The organism is Micromonospora sp. CCTCC AA 2012012 (assembly GCF_040499845.1).
GTDB classification, from domain to species: Bacteria; Actinomycetota; Actinomycetes; order Mycobacteriales; family Micromonosporaceae; genus Micromonospora; species Micromonospora mangrovi.
This window is the reverse complement of sequence record NZ_CP159342.1, coordinates 5,591,695-5,608,375: the sequence shown is the minus strand read 5'-3', so window position 1 is coordinate 5,608,375 and position 16,681 is coordinate 5,591,695. Positions and strand designations below refer to the sequence as shown.

17 protein-coding genes and 1 pseudogene are annotated in these 16,681 nt (G+C 74.7%); 11 read left to right on the top strand and 7 right to left on the bottom strand.

Annotation, left to right across the window (positions count from 1 at the left end):
• Positions 1-37: 37 nt before the first annotated feature.
• Genes mycP through ABUL08_RS25190 form a run of 3 tightly spaced genes read left to right on the top strand, consistent with a single transcriptional unit; the run spans position 38 to position 3,000 of the window.
• Positions 38-1,378, top strand: coding sequence for a type VII secretion-associated serine protease mycosin (mycP, locus tag ABUL08_RS25200; RefSeq protein ID WP_350932457.1), 1,341 nt, complete (start codon positions 38-40; stop codon positions 1,376-1,378).
• Positions 1,379-1,431: 53 nt separating this feature from the next.
• Positions 1,432-2,244, top strand: coding sequence for a phosphatase PAP2 family protein (locus ABUL08_RS25195; protein ID WP_350932456.1), 813 nt, complete (start codon positions 1,432-1,434; stop codon positions 2,242-2,244).
• Positions 2,245-2,274: 30 nt separating this feature from the next.
• Positions 2,275-3,000: a phosphatase PAP2 family protein gene (locus ABUL08_RS25190; protein WP_350932455.1), complete on the top strand. Its 726-nt coding sequence runs from the start codon at positions 2,275-2,277 to the stop codon at positions 2,998-3,000.
• A 60-nt stretch (positions 3,001-3,060) separates the two neighbouring features.
• Here ABUL08_RS25190 and ABUL08_RS25185 read toward each other — a convergent pair whose 3' ends face one another.
• The 6 genes from ABUL08_RS25185 to ABUL08_RS25160 all read right to left on the bottom strand — a co-directional run bounded on the left by ABUL08_RS25185 (position 3,061) and on the right by ABUL08_RS25160 (position 8,426).
• Positions 3,061-4,239, bottom strand: a complete 1,179-nt coding sequence (locus ABUL08_RS25185; protein ID WP_350932454.1) for a MarP family serine protease — start codon at positions 4,237-4,239, stop codon at positions 3,061-3,063.
• A 63-nt stretch (positions 4,240-4,302) separates the two neighbouring features.
• The gene (locus ABUL08_RS25180; protein WP_350932452.1) at positions 4,303-4,995 is read right to left on the bottom strand and encodes an NUDIX hydrolase; all 693 of its coding nucleotides are present in this window, start codon (positions 4,993-4,995) and stop codon (positions 4,303-4,305) included.
• A gap of 58 nt (positions 4,996-5,053) precedes the next feature.
• Positions 5,054-5,659, bottom strand: coding sequence for a TlpA family protein disulfide reductase (locus ABUL08_RS25175; RefSeq protein ID WP_350932451.1), 606 nt, complete (start codon positions 5,657-5,659; stop codon positions 5,054-5,056).
• A complete protein-coding gene (gene nth, locus ABUL08_RS25170; RefSeq protein ID WP_350932450.1) occupies positions 5,656-6,435 on the bottom strand; it encodes an endonuclease III in 780 nt (259 codons plus the stop codon). The genes ABUL08_RS25175 and nth overlap by 4 nt, the downstream gene beginning before the upstream one ends.
• A 52-nt stretch (positions 6,436-6,487) precedes the next feature.
• Entirely contained in the window at positions 6,488-7,675 is a 1,188-nt protein-coding gene (locus tag ABUL08_RS25165; RefSeq protein ID WP_350932449.1) for a CapA family protein, read from the bottom strand.
• A gap of 88 nt (positions 7,676-7,763) precedes the next feature.
• Positions 7,764-8,426, bottom strand: a complete 663-nt coding sequence (locus ABUL08_RS25160; protein WP_350932447.1) for an adenosylcobinamide amidohydrolase — start codon at positions 8,424-8,426, stop codon at positions 7,764-7,766.
• Positions 8,427-8,569: 143 nt separating this feature from the next.
• Between ABUL08_RS25160 and ABUL08_RS25155 the strand changes: the two genes are divergently transcribed.
• From ABUL08_RS25155 to ABUL08_RS25125, 7 genes are all read left to right on the top strand, one after another.
• A complete protein-coding gene (locus tag ABUL08_RS25155; RefSeq protein ID WP_007466162.1) occupies positions 8,570-9,247 on the top strand; it encodes a Crp/Fnr family transcriptional regulator in 678 nt (225 codons plus the stop codon).
• Positions 9,248-9,358: 111 nt separating this feature from the next.
• The gene (locus ABUL08_RS25150; RefSeq protein WP_350932446.1) at positions 9,359-10,102 is read left to right on the top strand and encodes a metallophosphoesterase family protein; all 744 of its coding nucleotides are present in this window, start codon (positions 9,359-9,361) and stop codon (positions 10,100-10,102) included.
• A 65-nt stretch (positions 10,103-10,167) separates the two neighbouring features.
• A complete protein-coding gene (locus tag ABUL08_RS25145) occupies positions 10,168-10,629 on the top strand; it encodes a glycosyltransferase (protein WP_350932445.1) in 462 nt (153 codons plus the stop codon).
• Between the two features lie 2 nt (positions 10,630-10,631).
• On the top strand, positions 10,632-11,126 hold the full coding sequence (locus ABUL08_RS25140; protein ID WP_350932444.1) for a hypothetical protein: 495 nt from the start codon (positions 10,632-10,634) through the stop codon (positions 11,124-11,126).
• Positions 11,123-11,905 carry a class I SAM-dependent methyltransferase gene (locus ABUL08_RS25135; RefSeq protein WP_350932443.1) on the top strand — a complete coding sequence of 261 codons (783 nt, stop codon included), beginning with the start codon at positions 11,123-11,125 and terminating at the stop codon, positions 11,903-11,905. Before ABUL08_RS25140 ends, ABUL08_RS25135 begins: the two co-directional genes overlap by 4 nt.
• Positions 11,906-11,933: 28 nt before the next feature.
• Positions 11,934-13,007 carry a radical SAM protein gene (locus ABUL08_RS25130; protein ID WP_350932442.1) on the top strand — a complete coding sequence of 358 codons (1,074 nt, stop codon included), beginning with the start codon at positions 11,934-11,936 and terminating at the stop codon, positions 13,005-13,007.
• A gap of 4 nt (positions 13,008-13,011) precedes the next feature.
• The gene (locus tag ABUL08_RS25125; RefSeq protein WP_350932441.1) at positions 13,012-13,782 is read left to right on the top strand and encodes a class I SAM-dependent methyltransferase; all 771 of its coding nucleotides are present in this window, start codon (positions 13,012-13,014) and stop codon (positions 13,780-13,782) included.
• 23 nt (positions 13,783-13,805) lie between these two features.
• Here ABUL08_RS25125 and ABUL08_RS25120 read toward each other — a convergent pair whose 3' ends face one another.
• On the bottom strand, positions 13,806-15,842 hold the full coding sequence (locus ABUL08_RS25120; protein WP_350932440.1) for an aminotransferase class I/II-fold pyridoxal phosphate-dependent enzyme: 2,037 nt from the start codon (positions 15,840-15,842) through the stop codon (positions 13,806-13,808).
• Between the two features lie 131 nt (positions 15,843-15,973).
• Between ABUL08_RS25120 and ABUL08_RS25115 the strand changes: the two are divergent.
• Positions 15,974-16,576, top strand: a pseudogene (locus ABUL08_RS25115) (TetR/AcrR family transcriptional regulator); the annotation flags it as partial.
• Positions 16,577-16,681: the final 105 nt, after the last annotated feature.

Here is a 16,681-nt window from a genome sequence, read left to right as displayed (position 1 = left end):
CCGGTAATCTCCGAGCAGCATGTTTCTGTCGCGATGAATGGCTGGGAATGTGACCACGGATCGGCACGGAGGTCGGATCGCGGCCCGACGGCTCGTCGGACGCGCGCTGCTCGGTGTGGCGGCGACGGCGGCGACGGTCGCCGGCCCGCTCGCCCCGCCGGCCCACGCCGCACCGGCCGTCACCCGACCGGTCGCCGGGCGGGCGCCGGCCTGGCTGGCCCCGGACCGGCCCACCCGGGTCGACCAGGTCCGCGACGAGCAGTGGCAGCTCGACGAGTTGCAGGCGCGCAAGGCGTGGCGCACGTCCACGGGTCGCGGCGTGATCGTCGCGGTGATCGACTCCGGAGTGGACGGTTCCCATCCCGACCTGGCCGGCCAGGTGCTGCCCGGCATCGACCTGGTCTCCCCCGGCGGCGGTGAGGGGCCGGACCCGGTGGGGCACGGCACCACGGTCGCCGGCCTGATCGCCGGGCGCAACGACGACGACCGGGGCGTCGTGGGGCTCGCCCCGGACGCCAAGATCCTGCCGGTCCGGGTGCTCGACGACGAGAACCGCTACGACGACGCGATGATCGTCGCCAAGGGGGTGCGCTGGGCGGTCGACAACGGCGCCCGGGTGATCAACCTGTCCCTCGGCGGCAGCGGCGACAGCCCGGCCCTGGCCGCCGCCCTCGACTACGCGTTCGCCCGGGACGTGGTCGTGGTGGCCTGCACCGGCAACCTCGCCACCTCGAACAGCCCGAAGGTCTGGTACCCGGCCCGGGAGCCGGGCGTGATCGCGGTCGCCGGTCTGGAACGCAGCAGCGAGAACCTCTGGTCCGGTTCGATCACCGGCCACGAGACGGTGCTGACCGCCCCGGCGACCTCGCTCTACGGCGCCCGACCCCCAGACGGCTACTGGCGGGTGCAGGGCACCAGCTTCGCGGCGCCGCTGGTGGCCGCCACCGCCGCGCTGGTCCGGGCCCGCTACCCGCAGCTTCCCGCCGGCGAGGTGGTGAACCGGCTGCTGGTCACCGCCCGGGACATCGGCCCCACCGGCCGGGACGACCGGTTCGGCTACGGCCTGGTCGACCCGGTCGCGGCGCTCACCTCCGACGTGGCCCCGGCCGGCCGCAACCCGCTCGACGACAACGACTCGCCCGGCGTGGTCGGCTTCGGCCCGGCCCCCGGCACGGGGCGGGGCGACCGGGCCGCCGGGCGGGGCGCCGACCCGTTCACCTTCACCGCGCCCAAGCAGCAGAGCCGGTGGGCGGCCCGCCCGGCCGGGTCGGTGGACGACCCGGCGCCGGAGCGGCTCTGGACCGGGCTGGCCCTCTTCGCCGCCCTGCTGACCGGTGCCGCCCTGATGATCCGCAGGTTCCGGCAGTCCCGCCGTTGACCGGCGTCGGATCGCCGGTCTGACCGGCCCGCCCGCTGGGTAGTGCTGGATCCATGAGTACGTCTGGTCGGCGCGGTTCCGCGTCCGTGGTGGAGGGGTCGTGGCGCAGCCGCCGCCTCGACCGGGAGCATTCGCTGGGTCTCCGGCTCACCGTCGCGTCGGTCGCCGCGTTCCTGGTGCTGGTGCCGTTCGCCCTGCTCGCCCTGCTGGTGCTGGGCGCCTGGCCGCCGCTGTTCCGGCTGGACGCCTCGGTGACCGACGCCCTGCACGGCTACGCCCTCGACCATCCGGCCTGGGTACGCCTGATGAGCGGCTGGACCGACGTGTTCGGCCCGGGACCGATGCGCACCGCGGTCGGCGTCGTGGTGGCCTGGCTGCTGTTCCGCCGGGCCTGGCGGCTGGCGCTCTGGGCGGTCACCACGATGGTGGTGGGTGGCCTGCTCGGGGCGCTGCTCAAGCTGCTGGTCGGGCGGCACCGGCCGGACCTGCTCGACCCGGTGGCGCGGGCCGCCGGTTTCTCGTTCCCGTCCGGGCACGCGCTCACCGCCACCCTCGCCGCGGGGGTGCTGCTGCTGGTCCTGCTGCCGTACGCCCGGCACCGGCGGCCGCTGCGCTGGGCCCTCTGGACCGCGGCACTGGTGATCGCCGTGGTGACCGGGCTGAGCCGGATCGCCCTCGGCGTGCACTGGACCAGCGACGTGCTGGGCGGCTGGCTGCTCGGGGTGGCGGTGGTGGCGGCGACCTCGGCGGCGTTCGCCACCTGGCGGAGCCGGACCGGGCGGCGGCCGACGCGACCCGTCCGGGAAGGGGTGGAGCCGGAACTGGCCGAACCCGGCCCGGACGAGGCGCGCCGGGGGCACGCGTAGTTCTCGGCCGAGTGGGGTAAAGCGCGGCCCATGTCCGATGTCGCGGTGCAGGTCGTCAAGCGGGTGCTGCTGCCGGTGGCCCTGCTCTTCTCCGTCATGGTGGGGCTGGGTCTCCTGGTCACCAAGGTGCTCGCCCACACCTGGCCGTTCACCGTCGAGGACACGGTCAACCGCGAGTTGGCGGCCGACCGTACCGGCGGGTGGAACGACGTCTCCCTGGTGTTCAGCACGCTCGCCAGCACCCAGCTGATCGTCGTGGTGACGGTGCTGGTGGCGCTGGTGCTGCGGCTGGTGCTGCACCGCTGGCGGGAGCCGCTCTTCCTCTGCGCGGCGGTCACCGCCCAGGCGCTGGTCTTCCTCTTCACCACGATGGTCATCGACCGCAGCCGCCCGGCCGTCGAGCACATGGACGTCTCGCCGCCCACGTCGAGCTTCCCGTCCGGGCACACCTCGGCGTCGGTGGCCCTCTATGTCGGCATCGCCGTGCTGCTGGCCCTGCGGGCCAAGAGCACCCCGGCGAAGGTCACCTGGTGGACGCTGCTGGTGCTGGTGCCGATCGGCGTGGCGATCACCCGGATGTACCGGGGCATGCACCACCCGAGCGACGTGGTGGCCTCCTTCATCAACGGCGGCACCTGCGTGGCGATCATGGCGCGGGCGGTGCTCGACCGGAGCCTCACCTGGGGCCGCGCCAAGCTGCCCGGGCTCGGCAAGTCGGGCGACGACGTGACCACCGCCCCCGCCACCGCGAGCTGACCCCACCCTGGCCGGGATCCTGGCCGGGCCCACCCCTGCCAGGATCGTCCGCGCGGAGGCTCAGGTGCACTCGCCGGTGCCGACCCCACGGGTACGCTCCGCGCCGGCCAGCGCCACCGGCCGGGCCTCCTCGGCGGTGACCGCGAAGCCGGTGTTCGGGTCGTCGGCGGCCGCCGCGAAGATCACCCCGAGGACGAGACCGTTCGCCGAGACCAGCGGTCCACCGGAGTTGCCGCTGCGGACCAGCGCCCGGATGGTGTAGATCTGCCGGGTCACGTCACCCGAGGAGTAGATGTCCGGGCCGGTGATCCGGTCCACGTCCCGCACCCGGGCCGGGCGGGCGTCGTACGGGCCGTCGAGGGGGAAGCCGAGCACGATGGCGTCCGCGCCGCTGCCGGCCTGCCCCGCCGCGAAGCGCAGCGACGGGCCGGGCAGCCCCGGCACGTGCAGCACGGCCAGGTCCCGCTCCGGGTCGTAGACGACGACCTCACCGTCGTACCGCTGGCCGCGCAGCTCCACGGCGACCGAGCGGGTGCCGGCGACGACGTGCGCGTTGGTCATCACCCGGTCGTCCGCGTACACGAAGCCGGAGCCCTCGATCCGGCGGGCGCAGCTCGGCGCGGAGCCCAAAACCTTGACCACCGACCGCTGGCTGTTCGCCACCACCTGCGAGCCGGCCAGCGCCGGGTCGGGCGGGGAGACCTGCCGCGCCCGGGTCGGCGCGAGGTCGCCGAAGACGTCCGGGAAGCCGTTGGTGTCGACGGTGTCCCGCAGCGCGGTGGAGAGCTCCTGAGCCTGGTCCGGCAGCACCCGGTCGACCACGGTCAGCAGCGCGCTGTTCCGGATCGACGAGGCCAGCCACGGCAGCGACGACGAGCCGAGCGGCACCGCCACCAGCCAGGCCACCAGCATCACCGCGAAGACCGAGATGAACGCCCCGCCGATGTCGTCGATCTTCCGCCCGGCCGGGTCGGTGATCGCGGCCCGCAGGTTGGAGCCGAGCCAACCGGCGAGCGCCTGACCGAGCACGGCGAGCCCGAAGATCGCGACCAGGGAGATCAGCACCCGGGTGCCGCTGTCGGTGAACTGCCGGGCGACCAGCGGGCCGACCTGGAGTCCGAGCAGCGCGCCCAGGAAGAACCCGGAGAACGACAGCGCCCCGATGACGAAGCCCTGGCGGTATCCGCTGATCGCGAACACGAGCATGAGCAGGAGCAGAACGAGATCCACGGCGGACACGGCTCAAGGGTACGGGCAGACGTCGCGTCTCCGGCTCAGCGCTCGCGGAACGTGACCGTCAGGTCAGCGCACCGGACTCTCGTCCACCTCGTCGGTGCCCGCCGAGGGGGCCGGGCTGGCCCCGGTCGGCGGCAGCTCGATCACCCGGTTGCGCGGCCACGGGCGGGCCCAGCCGCCCATCTCCAGCAGGGTGGCCAGCACGCCGGCGGTGAAGCCCCAGACCAGCATGCCGCGGGCCGAGAAGGCCGGCCCGATCCAGCCGCTCGGATGGCGTACCCGCATCCGGTTCTCCGGGTCGACCAGTTCGGCGATCGGCAGCCGGGCGACGTGCGCGACCTCGGCCGGCTCCCGGGGGTGCACCGGGTGCGGGGCGTGCCACCAGGCCAGCACGGGGGTGACCACGAAGTCGCTGACCGGGATCCAGAGCCGGGGCAGCTCGGCGAGGACGGTGACGCTGGTCGGGTCGAGGCCGACCTCCTCGTTCGCCTCGCGCAGCGCGGTGGCGCTGGCGTCGACGTCCTCCGGGTCGGCCGCGCCGCCCGGGAAGGCCGGTTGGCCGGCGTGGTTGCGCAGGGTGGCGGCGCGCTGGAGGACCAGCACGTCGGGCCCGTTGCCCGGGTCCTCGCCGAGCAGCACCAGCACCGCGCTCTCCCGACCGCCGCTCTCGGGCGTGGTCAGTCGGGTGAAGTCCTCCACCCGCGCGGTGCCGAGCCGGCCCAGCAGCGGCTCCAGCCAGGGTGGCGGCTGCCGGGTCATGCCGGGGCCGCCTTCGTTCGCGACTGCGGGGCTCGCAACACCGGCTCACTCCTCGCGCTCACGGGACCTCGACGCCCAGGTGCCGGCGCACCAGCTCGGTGAGGTGGGCGTCGTCGAGGGCGCCGGTGGCGTCGGTGTGCCGGATCCGGCCGTCGCCGTCCACGAAGAGGGTCAGCGGGAAGGAGTTCCGGTTGAGCGCCCGCTCGAAGGCGTCGCCCTGGTCGACCAGCATCGGGAAGCGCACCCCGAAGTCCTCGCCGATGGACTGGGCACCGCCCCGGCTGTCCCGGCTGTTCACCCCGATCACCTGGAACCGGCCGCCGGCCCGCTCGCTCAGGCGCTGGAAGGCGGGCAGTTCCTTGCGGCAGGGCGGGCACCAGGACGCCCAGACGTTGATCACGGCGGGGCCGCGCACGGCGCGTACCGCGACGGGGGCGCCGCCGGTGAAGCAGGAGAGGGTCAGGTCGGGCAGGGCCGGCCCGGGCGTGCCGGCCGGCGACGGCGCGGCCGAGGCCGGCGCGGCGGTCAGCGTGGCGCAGTCGGCGAACGGGGAGGGGCGTTCCGCCCGGGTCGCCGCCGGTCGGGTCTCCTCCTGCTCACCGGCGGTGCAGCCGGCGACCGCGAGCAGCACCGGGACGAGCAGGGCCACGAGTCGGCGGTTCACGGCGCCTCCGCCGCGACCGCCTGCTGCGGCACCAGCTCCGGGTCGAGCCCGACGGCCGCGGCGAGGTCCCGGGCGCGGGGCCCCTTGAGCAGCTTCGCCGCCGCCACCGGCTCGGTCGGTCCGGTGCCGTACGACGGGCAGAGCTTGGCGAGCGTGCACGCCCCGCAGGCGGGCTTGCGGGCGTGGCAGACCCGGCGGCCGTGGAAGATGATCCGGTGCGACAGCATCGTCCAGTCGCGCTTCGGATAGAGCGCGCCGACGGCGTGCTCGATCTTGACCGGGTCGGTCTCGGTGGTCAGCTTCCAGCGCTGCACCAGCCGCTGGAAGTGGGTGTCGACGGTGATGCCGGGGACGTCGAAGGCGTTGCCGAGGATCACGTTGGCGGTCTTGCGGCCGATCCCGGGCAGCGTCACCAGGTCGACCAGCTTGCCGGGGACCTGACCGTCGTAGCGCTCGCAGAGGGCCTGGCCGAGGTTGATCAGGGAGCTGGTCTTGTTGCGGAAGAAGCCGGTCGGCCGGATCAGCTCCTCCAGCTCGGCCCGGTCCGCCCCGGCGTAGTCGGCGGCGCTGCGGTAGCGGGCGAAGAGCTTCGGGGTGACCTCGTTGACCTTCTTGTCGGTGCACTGCGCCGAGAGGATGGTGGCGACGGCGAGTTCCAAGGCGTTGGAGTGGTCGAGTTCACAGTGCGCGTCGGGGTGCGTCTCGGTGAGCACCCGGCCGATCCGCCGGGCGCGGCGCGTACGGCCGAGGTCGGTCTCGGGGGAGCTGGCGGTCACGTCGGCCAGCCTACGTCGCGGGGCCGACGCTCCGGCGGGGCCACGCGCCGGCTCAGCGAGCGGTGATCCGGCCGGCGGTGTCGAACTGCGCCCCGGTCTGCGGGAAGTCCGCCGCGCTGACCTCGCGGATCAGCCCGAGGCCCTTGCCGGCCGGGTCGATCGAGGGCCGGCCGACGCCGTTCATCGCGGTGGAGGTGAAGGTGCCCTCGACGAAGCTGCCGTCGGGCTTGAGGGCGACCTTCAGCACGCCGCCCCAGCCGAGCCGACCGGTGGACTGCAACGACTTCCCGCCGCCGGAGAAGTTGCCCAGGCTGTACGCGATCAGTCGCCCCTGGTAGACCTCCATGCCGCGCAGCACGTGCGGGCCGTGCCCGATGACCAGGTCGGCCCCGGCGTCGATCACGGCGTGCGAGAAGCGGACCGGGTCGCCCCGGTTCTCGCCGAAGAACATCTCGGTGCCCGGCTTGACCCGGCTCTGGTCGGCGCCCTCGGCGCCCATGTGCACCTGCACCACGACCACCTCGGCCATCCCGGTGGCCATGGTGATCACCTGCTTGGCGGCCTGGATGTCGGTGAGGCTGTTCGACCACGGGTACGACGAGAAGCCGACCACCGCGACCTTGATCCCCGCCACGTCGACCACGGTGATCTCGCCCGGTGCCCCGGTGTGCTTGAGGCCGTGGCCCTCCAGGGCGCTCTGGGTGTTCTCGTAGCCCTGCGGGCCGTAGTCGTAGCCGTGGTTGTTGGCCTGGTTGAGCAGGTCGAAGCCGGCGTCGCGCAGGTGCGCCGCGTAGCCGGGGGGCGCGCGGAACTGGTAGCAGTTCTTCGGGGTGGGCCCGCACTTGCCGGCACCGGTGTCGTCGGTGAGCGGCTCCTCCAGGTTGCCCATCACCAGATCGGCGTCGAGGGCGCTCTTGACCTGGTCGAAGAAGCCCTTGCCGGCGTTCGGCGGGAGCCGCTTCGGCGCGTTGCCCATGATCACGTCACCGGTGGCGGCGAGGGAGATCGTCTTCCCGGTCCCGCCGGACTCGCCGGCCTGCTCGACCGTGCCGTCGGTGCCGGTGCCGGTGCCGGTGGGGCCGGCCGCGCCGGTCGAGCCGCCGCCCCCGGCGGGCCGCCAGACCGGGTCGGCCGGGTCGTCGCTGCCACAGCCCGCCGCCAGGAGCGCGACGAGCAGGGCGCCGCACAGGGCGGCGAGCCGACTACGGGTACGGGGCACGGAGCGGGCGGAAGAGTACATCGTCCGCGACGCTACCCGGCGGGAAACGCCCGGACGACGGCCGATCGGTCGGAACATCCGTCCGGTTCTGCCGGGCGGACCGGTCGGCTCAGCGCGCCCGTCGATCGGACCAGGGGACGACGGTGCCGGCACCGCCCGCGAGCACGGCGGCATGCACGGCGCGGGCCAGCGGGGCGCCCCAGGTCGAGCGGGGGCCGCCGTACGGGGCGGGGTCGCCGGTGGCGGGGCAGAGCACGGTGACCGCGTCGGTGGGGGTGCCGGTGGCGGGGAGGCCGAGTTCCCAGATCGCCTGCGCCTTCGCCTCGGTGGCGGTGGCGACCGCGTTGACCAGGGCGGCGTCGCCGAGCGCGGCCGGCACGTACGCGACGATGTTGACCGTGCCGACCCGCTGCGCGGGAGGCGCCGGGGCGGCAGCGGCGGCCCAGACCGGGGTGCCGAGCCCGACGGTCGCCCAGACCCGGACGCCGGCGTCGCTCCGGGTCACCACCTCGGTCACGTCCACGCCGGTGAGCAGGCCGATCCCGGGCCCGACCAGGCCCAGCCCGTCGGCCAGTCCGGCCAGGTGGGCGGCGGGGTCGTCCCGGTCGTACGACATCGGGACCGTCGCGTTGACCACCCACCCGCGCACGCCGACGCCGCCGCCCAGCGGGGCGGAGCTGACCGCCCGTAGCGGCGCGTCGGCACGCCAGACCAGCAGCGGCACGTTCCACCCGTCCTCGTACCGGGTGGTCAGGATCGGCTCGTTCAGCACGACGATGACCCTACGATCGGGGTGGGTAAGGATAGGGGGTGCACCTCTGATTCCTGCTCACGTGCGCCTAGACTGGCTGCGCGCGAGGGGATCAGCGGACGGCGGACCCCGCCGACGGACGGCACGCGCTGGCGGAGGTGCGCATGGACGAGGTACTGGCCCGCAGCGGAATTTTCCAGGGTGTCGACCCGGAGGCTGCCGAGGCGCTCGCGAAGGAGATGGAGACGATCGAGGTCCGCAAGGGCGAGATCGTGTTCAACGAGGGCGAGCCCGGCGACAGTCTCTACATCCTCCTGTCCGGCAAGATCAAGGTTGGTCGTCGCGCCGCCGACGGCCGGCAGAACCTGATCGCCGTGATGGGCCCTTCGGACATGGTCGGCGAGCTGTCGCTCTTCGATCCCGGTCCGCGTACGGCGACGGCGACGGCGGTGACCGACACCCGCCTGGTGCGGCTGCGCAAGCAGGCGCTGCGCCCGTGGCTGAACAACCGTCCCGAGATCGCCGAGCAGCTGCTGCGGGTGCTGGCCCGTCGGCTGCGCCGGACCAACGACTCGCTGGCCGACCTGATCTTCACCGACGTGCCGGGCCGGGTCGCCAAGAACCTGCTCCAGATGGCCGGCCGCTTCGGCACCCGCGACGGCGGCGTGCTGCGGGTGACCCACGACCTCACCCAGGAGGAGATCGCCCAGCTCGTCGGCGCCTCTCGGGAGACGGTCAACAAGGCGCTGGCCGACTTCGCCTCCCGCGGGTGGCTGCGGCTGGACGGCAAGAGCATCATCATCCTCGACCCGGAGCGACTGGCCCGCCGCGCGCGGGTCTGACCGACCGCCGGACGTCGACGGGGACCGCCCTCCGGGGCTGGTCCCCGTCGCTGTTTCTGCCCGGTGCAGAACCCTCTCGACGGGCGGCGGCCGGCGGGGCACGGTGGGCTGATGTTCGCACGTGTCGCCGTCCTCTCCGACATCCACGGTGCGCTGCCCGCGCTGGAGGCCGTCCTGGCCGAGCCGGACGTGGCCGCCGCCGACCTGATCGTGCTGACCGGCGACATCGCCACCGGCCCGCAGCCGGTCGAGGTGCTGGACCTGCTGGCCGGGCTCGGCGAGCGCGCCCGCTGGGTGGGCGGGAACTGCGAGCGCGAACTGGTCGAGGCGCGCACCGGGAAGCCCGCCGCGATCGAGGTCTCGAACTGGGCCGCCACGCAGCTCCGCGACGACCAGCTCGCCCGGCTGGCGGCGCTGCCGCCGACCGTCACCCTGCCGGTCGCCGGGCTGGGCGAGGTGCTCTTCTGCCACGCCACTCCCCGGGACGACGAGGAGCTGGTGCTGGTGGACTCCCGGCCGGAACGCTGGGCGGAGGTGTTCGCCGGGCTGCCCGCCGAGGTCGGCACGGTGGTCTGCGGGCACACCCACATGCCGTTCACCCGCCTGGTCGACCGCCGCCTCGTGGTCAACCCGGGCAGCGTCGGGATGCCGTACGGCGGGGCGGGGGCCTGGTGGGCGCTGCTCGGGCCGGGGGTGCAGCTGCGCCGGACCCGGTTCGACGTGGACGCCGCCTGCGCCCGGGTGGCGGCCGGGTCGGGGTTCCCGGGCGCCGCCGAGTGGGCCGACGAATACCTCCGCTCCCGCCACAGCGACCTCGACGCGCTCGCCGTCTTCGGCCCCGGCGACGGCCGCTGACCTCCTGATCGTCCACGGTGGAACAGGGGACATCCTGATCCGCCACTCTGCGATAGCGTGGCCGGATGGGCCGCCGCTACCGGGTGCTTCTCGTCTCCAGCAGCGGTGGTGTCCTGTTGGACCTGCTCGCGCTCCGCCCCTGGTGGGAGCGGCACGACCCGGTCTGGGTGGCGGTCCGTGCCCCCGACACCGAGGTGGCGCTGGCCGGGCAGCGGGTGCACTGGCAGCCCGAGCTGTCGACCCGGACCCGGCTGCGGGTGCTGCCGGCGACCTGGCGGGCGCTGCGGCTGCTGCGCCGGGAGCGGCCCGACGTGGTGGTGTCGGCCGGCACCGGGGTGGCCGTCGGCGTCTTCCTCGCCGCCCGCCTGCTGCGGGTGCCGTCGCTCTGGCTGGAGACGTTCAACATGACCGGGCCCGCCGGGGCGGCCGCCGGGCTCTGCTCCCGCCTCGCCGCCGCGGTGCTGGTGCAGCGACCGGCCCTGCTGGCCACCCGGCCCCGCGCGGTGCTCATCGGGGAGCTGTACTGACCGTGGCACGTGTCCTGGTGACCGTCGGCATGGGGCCGTGGCCGTTCGACCGGCTGGTCGGTGCCGTCGCGCCGCTCTGCGCCGCGCACGAGGTGTTCGTCCAGACCGGCACCTCGACCGTGGTGCCGCCCTGCCCGCACGCGGCGTTCCTGCCCCTGGACGAGCTGCGGGAGCGGCTGGCCGGCGCCGACGTGGTGATCACCCACGCCGGGAACACCGTACGTCTGGTCCAGCGGCTCGGTCGGGTGCCGGTCGCGGTGGCCCGGGAGGCGGCGCGGGGCGAGATGGGCAACGACCACCAGGTGGCGTACCTGCGCGAGGAGGAGCGCTCGGGCCGGGTGCTCGCCGTGTGGGACGTGGCCGACCTGCCGGCCGTGGTGGCCGCGCACTCCGCCGAGCAGCGTCGGCTGCTCGCCGAACGCCCGCTGCCCGGCGCGGTCGACGACCAGCGGCTGGTCGACACCCTGGACGCGCTCTGCGCCCGGCTGGTCCGATGAGCCGGGCCGCCGCCGAGCTGACCCGCCGGTCGCCCTTCGCCACCCACCCGCTGCGCCGGTACGCCTTCGCCTGGGCGCACCTCGCCGGTCGTACCGGCCGGCACCTCGACCTGGGCTGCGGTCCCGGCGACTTCCTCGCCGTGCTGCACCAACAGGGCGGCCCGGCCTGCGAGGGCGCCGACCCGCACCCCGGCTACCTCGCCGGGCTGGCCGCCCGCCACCCGGACCTGCCACTGCACCGGCTGCGGGTGGGCCGACCGCTGCCGTTCGAGGACGGCCGCTTCGACTCGGTCAGCCTGCTGGACGTGCTGGAGCACGTGCCCGACGAGGCGGCGCTGCTCGCCGAGGCGCACCGGGTGCTCGCCCCCGGCGGGCTGCTGGTGCTCACCGTGCCGCGCCGGCACGTCTTCAGCTTTCTCGACCCGGACAATGCCAAGTTCGACTTCCCCCGGCTGCACCGCCGGATCTACTCGTGGCGGTTCGGCACCGAGGTGTGGCACCGCCGGTTCGCCGACCTCTCCGACGACCTGCGCGGGGACATGTCGGTCGGCCGGGACCGGCACACCAACTACCGCACGGCCGACCTGCTCGACCTGCTGCGCGCGGCGGGCTTCGCGCCGACCACGGTCACCGGGGCGAACCTGTTCTGGCGCTGGTTGCAGATCCCCGCGCTGCTCACCGGCGGTCCGCTGCGCCGCCTGCTGGAACGCGGCATCCACCTCGACGGCCGGCTGTTCCGCTCGGCCAACCTCTTCGTCGCCGCCCGGCGGCTGCCGTGAGCACCGTCCACACCTCCCGGAGGCTGCCGTGAGCGTCACCGACACCGCGCGGCTGGCCTGGTTCTTCGGCCGGCTCGCCGTCAAGGAGCGGGTCGCGCCCCGGCTGCACGTCCGGCCGCTGGTCGCCGAGCTGTTCCTCACCGACAACTGCAACCTGCGCTGCACGAGCTGCGGCTGCTGGACCAGCAACACCAAGGGCGAGCTCTCCACCGAGGAGTGGCGGGACGTGCTGCGCCAGCTCGTCGCGCTGCGCATCCACAAGGTCAACTTCACCGGCGGGGAGCCGCTGATCCGGCCGGACGCGCTGGAGCTGATGGCGTACGCCCGGAAGGTGGGGGTGCGTCACCTGCACCTGAACACCAACGGCATCCGGCTCACCCCGGTCGTGCTGAAGCAGGTCTTCGCCGCGGGCGTACGCAGCTTCAACGTCTCGGTCGACGGCCCGACGGCCCTGGTGCACGACCGGATCCGGGGTCGGCTCGGCGCCTTCGACACGACCACCCGGCACCTGCGGAACCTGATCGCGCAGCGCGACCGGCTCGGCCTGAAGGTACGGATGAACTTCACCGTGATGCGGGACAACGTGGAGAGCCTGCCCGGCATCGCGGCGCTGGCCCAGGAGCTGGGCGTGACGCTCTATCTCAACCTGGTCACCGATCGGACGTTCCTGTTCCGCACCGAGGCGGTCACCGGGCAGACCGAGGTGGCCGGTGACCGGCTCGACGCGGCGCTGGCGCAGCTGGAGGCGATGGCCCGGGCCGACCGGCGCTGGCTGCCCCGCTACTCGGAGCTGCGGTACCTGCGCGGGCACTTCGACGACCTGCTGCAACGCGACCTGCCCTGCGCCGAGTCGCAGCTCAAGCTGATGATCCACTCCCGGGGTGAGATCGGCGGCTGCTGGGCGCACGACCCGACCGCGTCGGTACGCCAGCGCCCGATCGCCGAGATCGTCGACGCCCCGGAATACCGCGCCGAGCACGAGCGGCTGTTCCGCAAGGAGTGCGTCGGCTGCGGCAGCAACTACAGCCTCAACCTGCGCTGGCGACCGGGCACCTACCTGGCCGACCGGCAGTGGCGACGCGGTCGGCGCAGCCTTGTCTGAGCCGATGCGCCCGAGCCAGCCGCTCTACGACGCGCTGGCCCCCGGCTACGAGGAGCACTTCGCGGTGCCGCACCGGCGCGCGTACGACGACCTGGCCTGGGAGCGGGTGGCGGCACTGCTGCCGCCGGACGGTCCGGTGGTGGACGCGGGCTGCGGGGTGGGCCGCTGGGCGCGCCGGCTGCTCGACCTCGGCCACCCGGTCACCGGCGTGGAGCAGGCGCCGGGGATGGTCGCCGAGCTGCGCCGCCGCCCGCCCGGTCCCGGCTTCACTCTGGTCGAGGGCTCGATGACGGAGGTGACGTTGCCCGCCACGGCCGGCGCGGTGCTGGCGATGGGTTCCCTCCAGTACACCGCCGACCCGGAGCGGGCGGTGGCGCACCTGGCCGGCTGGCTGCGCCCGGGCGGCGTGCTGGCCGTGCTGGTCGACTCGCTGATGGGCCTGGTGCTGGAACTGCTGGGTGTCGGCCGGCACGACGAGGCGCTGGAGCGGCTGGCCCGGCGGCGGGGCGTGTGGCGCTCCGCGGGGCACGCCGCCGACCTGCACCTGCTGGACCGGGCCCGGTTGGAGGCCGCGTTCGCCGCCGCCGGCCTGGTCGGGGTGCGCAGCGCCGGCCTGCTGGTCAGCGCCGCGCCGCTGGGCCGGGCGGGGCTGACCGGGCGGCTGGCGACCGACCGGAACGCACTGCTGGCGGTGGAGCGTCGGCTGGGCGACGAGCCGGTCCTCGCCGACGCCGGCAAGCAACTCCTGGTGACCGGCCGCCGCCCTCCGACCTGACCGCCCGGGCCGCGCCGGCCGGCTCAGCGCAGGCAGTGGCGTAGCGCGGCGACGACCCGTTCCGCCTGTTCCACGGTGAGTTCCGACGACATCGGCAGGGCGAGTGCCTCGGCGTCGAGCCGCTCGGTCACCGGCAGGTGCTCACCGCCGCCCAGCGGGCCCCGGTGGACCGCCGCGAAGTAGGGCTTGGTCTGCACGCCGAGGGCGGCCAGCTCCCTGCCCACCCGGTCCCGGTCGGCGAGCAGGGCCACCCAGTGCACCCAGCAGTGCCGGTCGCCGGGGCGGACCTGCTGGAACCGCACCGGCAGGGTGCGGGCGGCGGCCGCGTACACCTCGGCCACCTCGGCCCGGCACCGGACCAGCGTGTCCAGCTCGGCGAGCTGGTCGACCGCGACGACGGCGGGCAGCTCGCTCATCAGCTCGGAGCGGGTCCAGCCGGCCGGCGAGGCGAGCACCGTCTCGGCGGCGTCGGCGGGCAGCACCAGCGCGCCGCCGGCCCCGCCGGCCGAGACCACCTTGGCGAAGCTCATCGAGTACGAGTGGGCCAGCGCCTGCTGCGCCACCGGTCGCCCCTGGTGCAGGCTGCCGAGGGCGGCGGCGGAGTCGGCCAGCAGCGCCACCCCGGCGGGCTCGCAGACCGCCCGCAGCGCCGGATAGTCGCACGGGTTGCCGAAGGTGTCGACGGCGAGCACCAGCCGTACCCCGCCCCGGTCGATCGCCGCCGCGACGCCCACCGGGTCCAGCGTCCAGGTCACCGCGTCCACGTCGACGAAGCGCAGCGCGTACCCGAGTTGGACCAGGATCTCGGCGGTGGCCGGGAAGGTGTACGACGGCAGCACCGCCACGTCGCCGGGGCGGGCCGGGCCGACGGTGGCGGCCACCATGATCCGCAGCGCGGCGGTGCCCGAGGCGGTGACCAGCACCCGGTGCTCGTCGTCGAGTTCCAGCTCCTTGCCGAGTCGTTCGGTCAGCTCCCGGGTCCACCGGTTGCCGTGCTTGACCTCGCCGCTGAGCAGCGCCTCCTGCTGGCGGGCCGCCACCAGGTCGGGCTGCGCCGGTGGCGGCGGTACGACGACCGGCAGCGGCGGCCGGAACAGCGGCGCCGGTTCGTCGTCCAGCTCGGCGACCAGCTTCGCCAGGTGCGGGCGGAGCGGGCCGATCCGGTGCCCGGCGGCGGCGAGCCGGTCGGTGACCACCAGGCCGGAGCTGTCCGGCGTCCGGCGGGGCATGGTGACCAGCGGGGACGACGAGCCGCACAGGTCGCGGAGCCCGGTGGCGAGGTCGGCCAGCGGCACCGGCTCACCGCCGACGTTCCAGACCCCGGGATCGATCCCGTCGAGCAGCATCCGGGCCAGGGCGTCGGCGGGGAGGAAGCTGCGTACGGTCTCCGCGGTGACCGGCAGCGGCAGCCCCTGCCGGGCCCGGCGGGCCAGCCGGGTGACGACCCGGTCCTGCCCGACGCCGAAGACGTTCGCGAGCCGGAGCACCGTGAGCCGGGCGGGGTCGACCGCGTCGGCGACGAGCCGTTCCTGGGCGAGCTTCGCCAGCGCGTACGTCCACCGGCCGGTGGGATCGGCGTCGGCCAGTTCCCGGGCCAGCGGGGCGGCCCGCCAGGGCGGGCAGGGCGTCCGGGCCAGCTCGCGGGCCCGGACGCACCAGCGGTCGAGTTCCTCGACGGTCCACGGCAGCCCGGGCGGGGTCTCCTCGGTCAGCGGGCCGGCCGCGGCGCCGTAGACCTCGACGGAGGAGGTGAGCACGACCTGTCGCCCGGTGAGCCGGGGCAGCAGCCGGGCGGTGCTGATCGCGTTCTCCAGTGGCAGCGTCCAGGGGCGGCGGGGGCGCGGGTCGCTCGCGCCGAGCAGCACCACGACGAGTCCGGGCGGCAGCTCGGGCGGGTCGTCGACCAGCAGGTCGGCGCGGAGCCAGTCGGGACCGCCGGCGGACGTCCGGGCCGGCGGGTGCCGGTCCACCGTGGTCACCCGCGCACCGGCCGCCCGCAGTGCCTCGGCGGTCGCCGTGCCCAGGAAACCGGACCCGCCGACCAGCACGAATTCATCCATGTCGTGCCTCCCCGTGAACGGAGGACAGTATCGCGGAAAGGGCCCGCCCGAGGGTGTCGGATTACGGCCCGGGAGCGGGCTCGAAAAAAGTCAGTCTTGACTGTTTGTTTCACGGGCGGGACGCTGTCCCCGTGCCGACCGCATCGACTCGCGTCCCGCAGCAGGAGCGCAGCCGCGCCACCCAGGCCCGGCTGCTGGAGGCGACCGTCGAGTGCCTGGTGGAGCACGGCTGGTCCGGCACCACGACCACCGTGGTGGCCGCCCGGGCCGGCGTCTCCCGGGGCGCGCAGCTGCACCACTACCCCACCAAAGCCGCCCTGGTCACCGCCGCCGTCGCCCACCTCGCCGAGCGCCGGGCGGTGGAGCTGCGCACCGAGGCGGACGCCCTGCCGGCCGGCCCGCAACGGCTGGACCGGGTGATCGACCTGCTCGGTGCGGCCTTCACCGGGCCGCTCTTCGTCGCCGCCCTCGAACTCTGGGTCGCCGCCCGCACCGACGCCGAGCTGCGCGACGCGCTGGTGCCGCTGGAGGCCACCGTGGGCCGGGAGATGCACCGGCTCACCGTCGAACTGCTCGGCGTGGACGAACGCCGCCCCGGCGTCCGCGAGGCGGTGCAGGCCACCCTCGACCTGCTCCGCGGGCTGGGGGTGGCCAACCTGCTCAGCGACGACTCCCCCCGGCGTACCGCCCTGCTGCACACCTGGAAACGCCAGCTCGCCACCCTGCTCACCCCCGACACCGCCGCCGACCCCACAGCCACCGACCCGACCGACCCGGACCGGACAGCCACCGAGCCGGCCGCGCCCGGGCCTTCCGGCGCCGACCCGCACCGACCCGAA

Excerpts from the sequence above, each read along its gene's own strand:
- mycP (WP_350932457.1), top strand. The coding sequence starts at position 38 with ATGGCTGGGAATGTGACCACGGATCGGCACGGAGGTCGGATCGCGGCC.
- ABUL08_RS25195 (WP_350932456.1), top strand. The coding sequence starts at position 1,432 with ATGAGTACGTCTGGTCGGCGCGGTTCCGCGTCCGTGGTGGAGGGGTCG.
- ABUL08_RS25190 (WP_350932455.1), top strand. The coding sequence starts at position 2,275 with ATGTCCGATGTCGCGGTGCAGGTCGTCAAGCGGGTGCTGCTGCCGGTG.
- ABUL08_RS25180 (WP_350932452.1), bottom strand. The coding sequence starts at position 4,995 with ATGACCCGGCAGCCGCCACCCTGGCTGGAGCCGCTGCTGGGCCGGCTC.
- ABUL08_RS25165 (WP_350932449.1), bottom strand. The coding sequence starts at position 7,675 with ATGTACTCTTCCGCCCGCTCCGTGCCCCGTACCCGTAGTCGGCTCGCC.
- ABUL08_RS25155 (WP_007466162.1), top strand. The coding sequence starts at position 8,570 with ATGGACGAGGTACTGGCCCGCAGCGGAATTTTCCAGGGTGTCGACCCG.
- ABUL08_RS25150 (WP_350932446.1), top strand. The coding sequence starts at position 9,359 with ATGTTCGCACGTGTCGCCGTCCTCTCCGACATCCACGGTGCGCTGCCC.
- ABUL08_RS25145 (WP_350932445.1), top strand. The coding sequence starts at position 10,168 with ATGGGCCGCCGCTACCGGGTGCTTCTCGTCTCCAGCAGCGGTGGTGTC.
- ABUL08_RS25135 (WP_350932443.1), top strand. The coding sequence starts at position 11,123 with ATGAGCCGGGCCGCCGCCGAGCTGACCCGCCGGTCGCCCTTCGCCACC.
- ABUL08_RS25125 (WP_350932441.1), top strand. The coding sequence starts at position 13,012 with ATGCGCCCGAGCCAGCCGCTCTACGACGCGCTGGCCCCCGGCTACGAG.
- ABUL08_RS25120 (WP_350932440.1), bottom strand. The coding sequence starts at position 15,842 with ATGGATGAATTCGTGCTGGTCGGCGGGTCCGGTTTCCTGGGCACGGCG.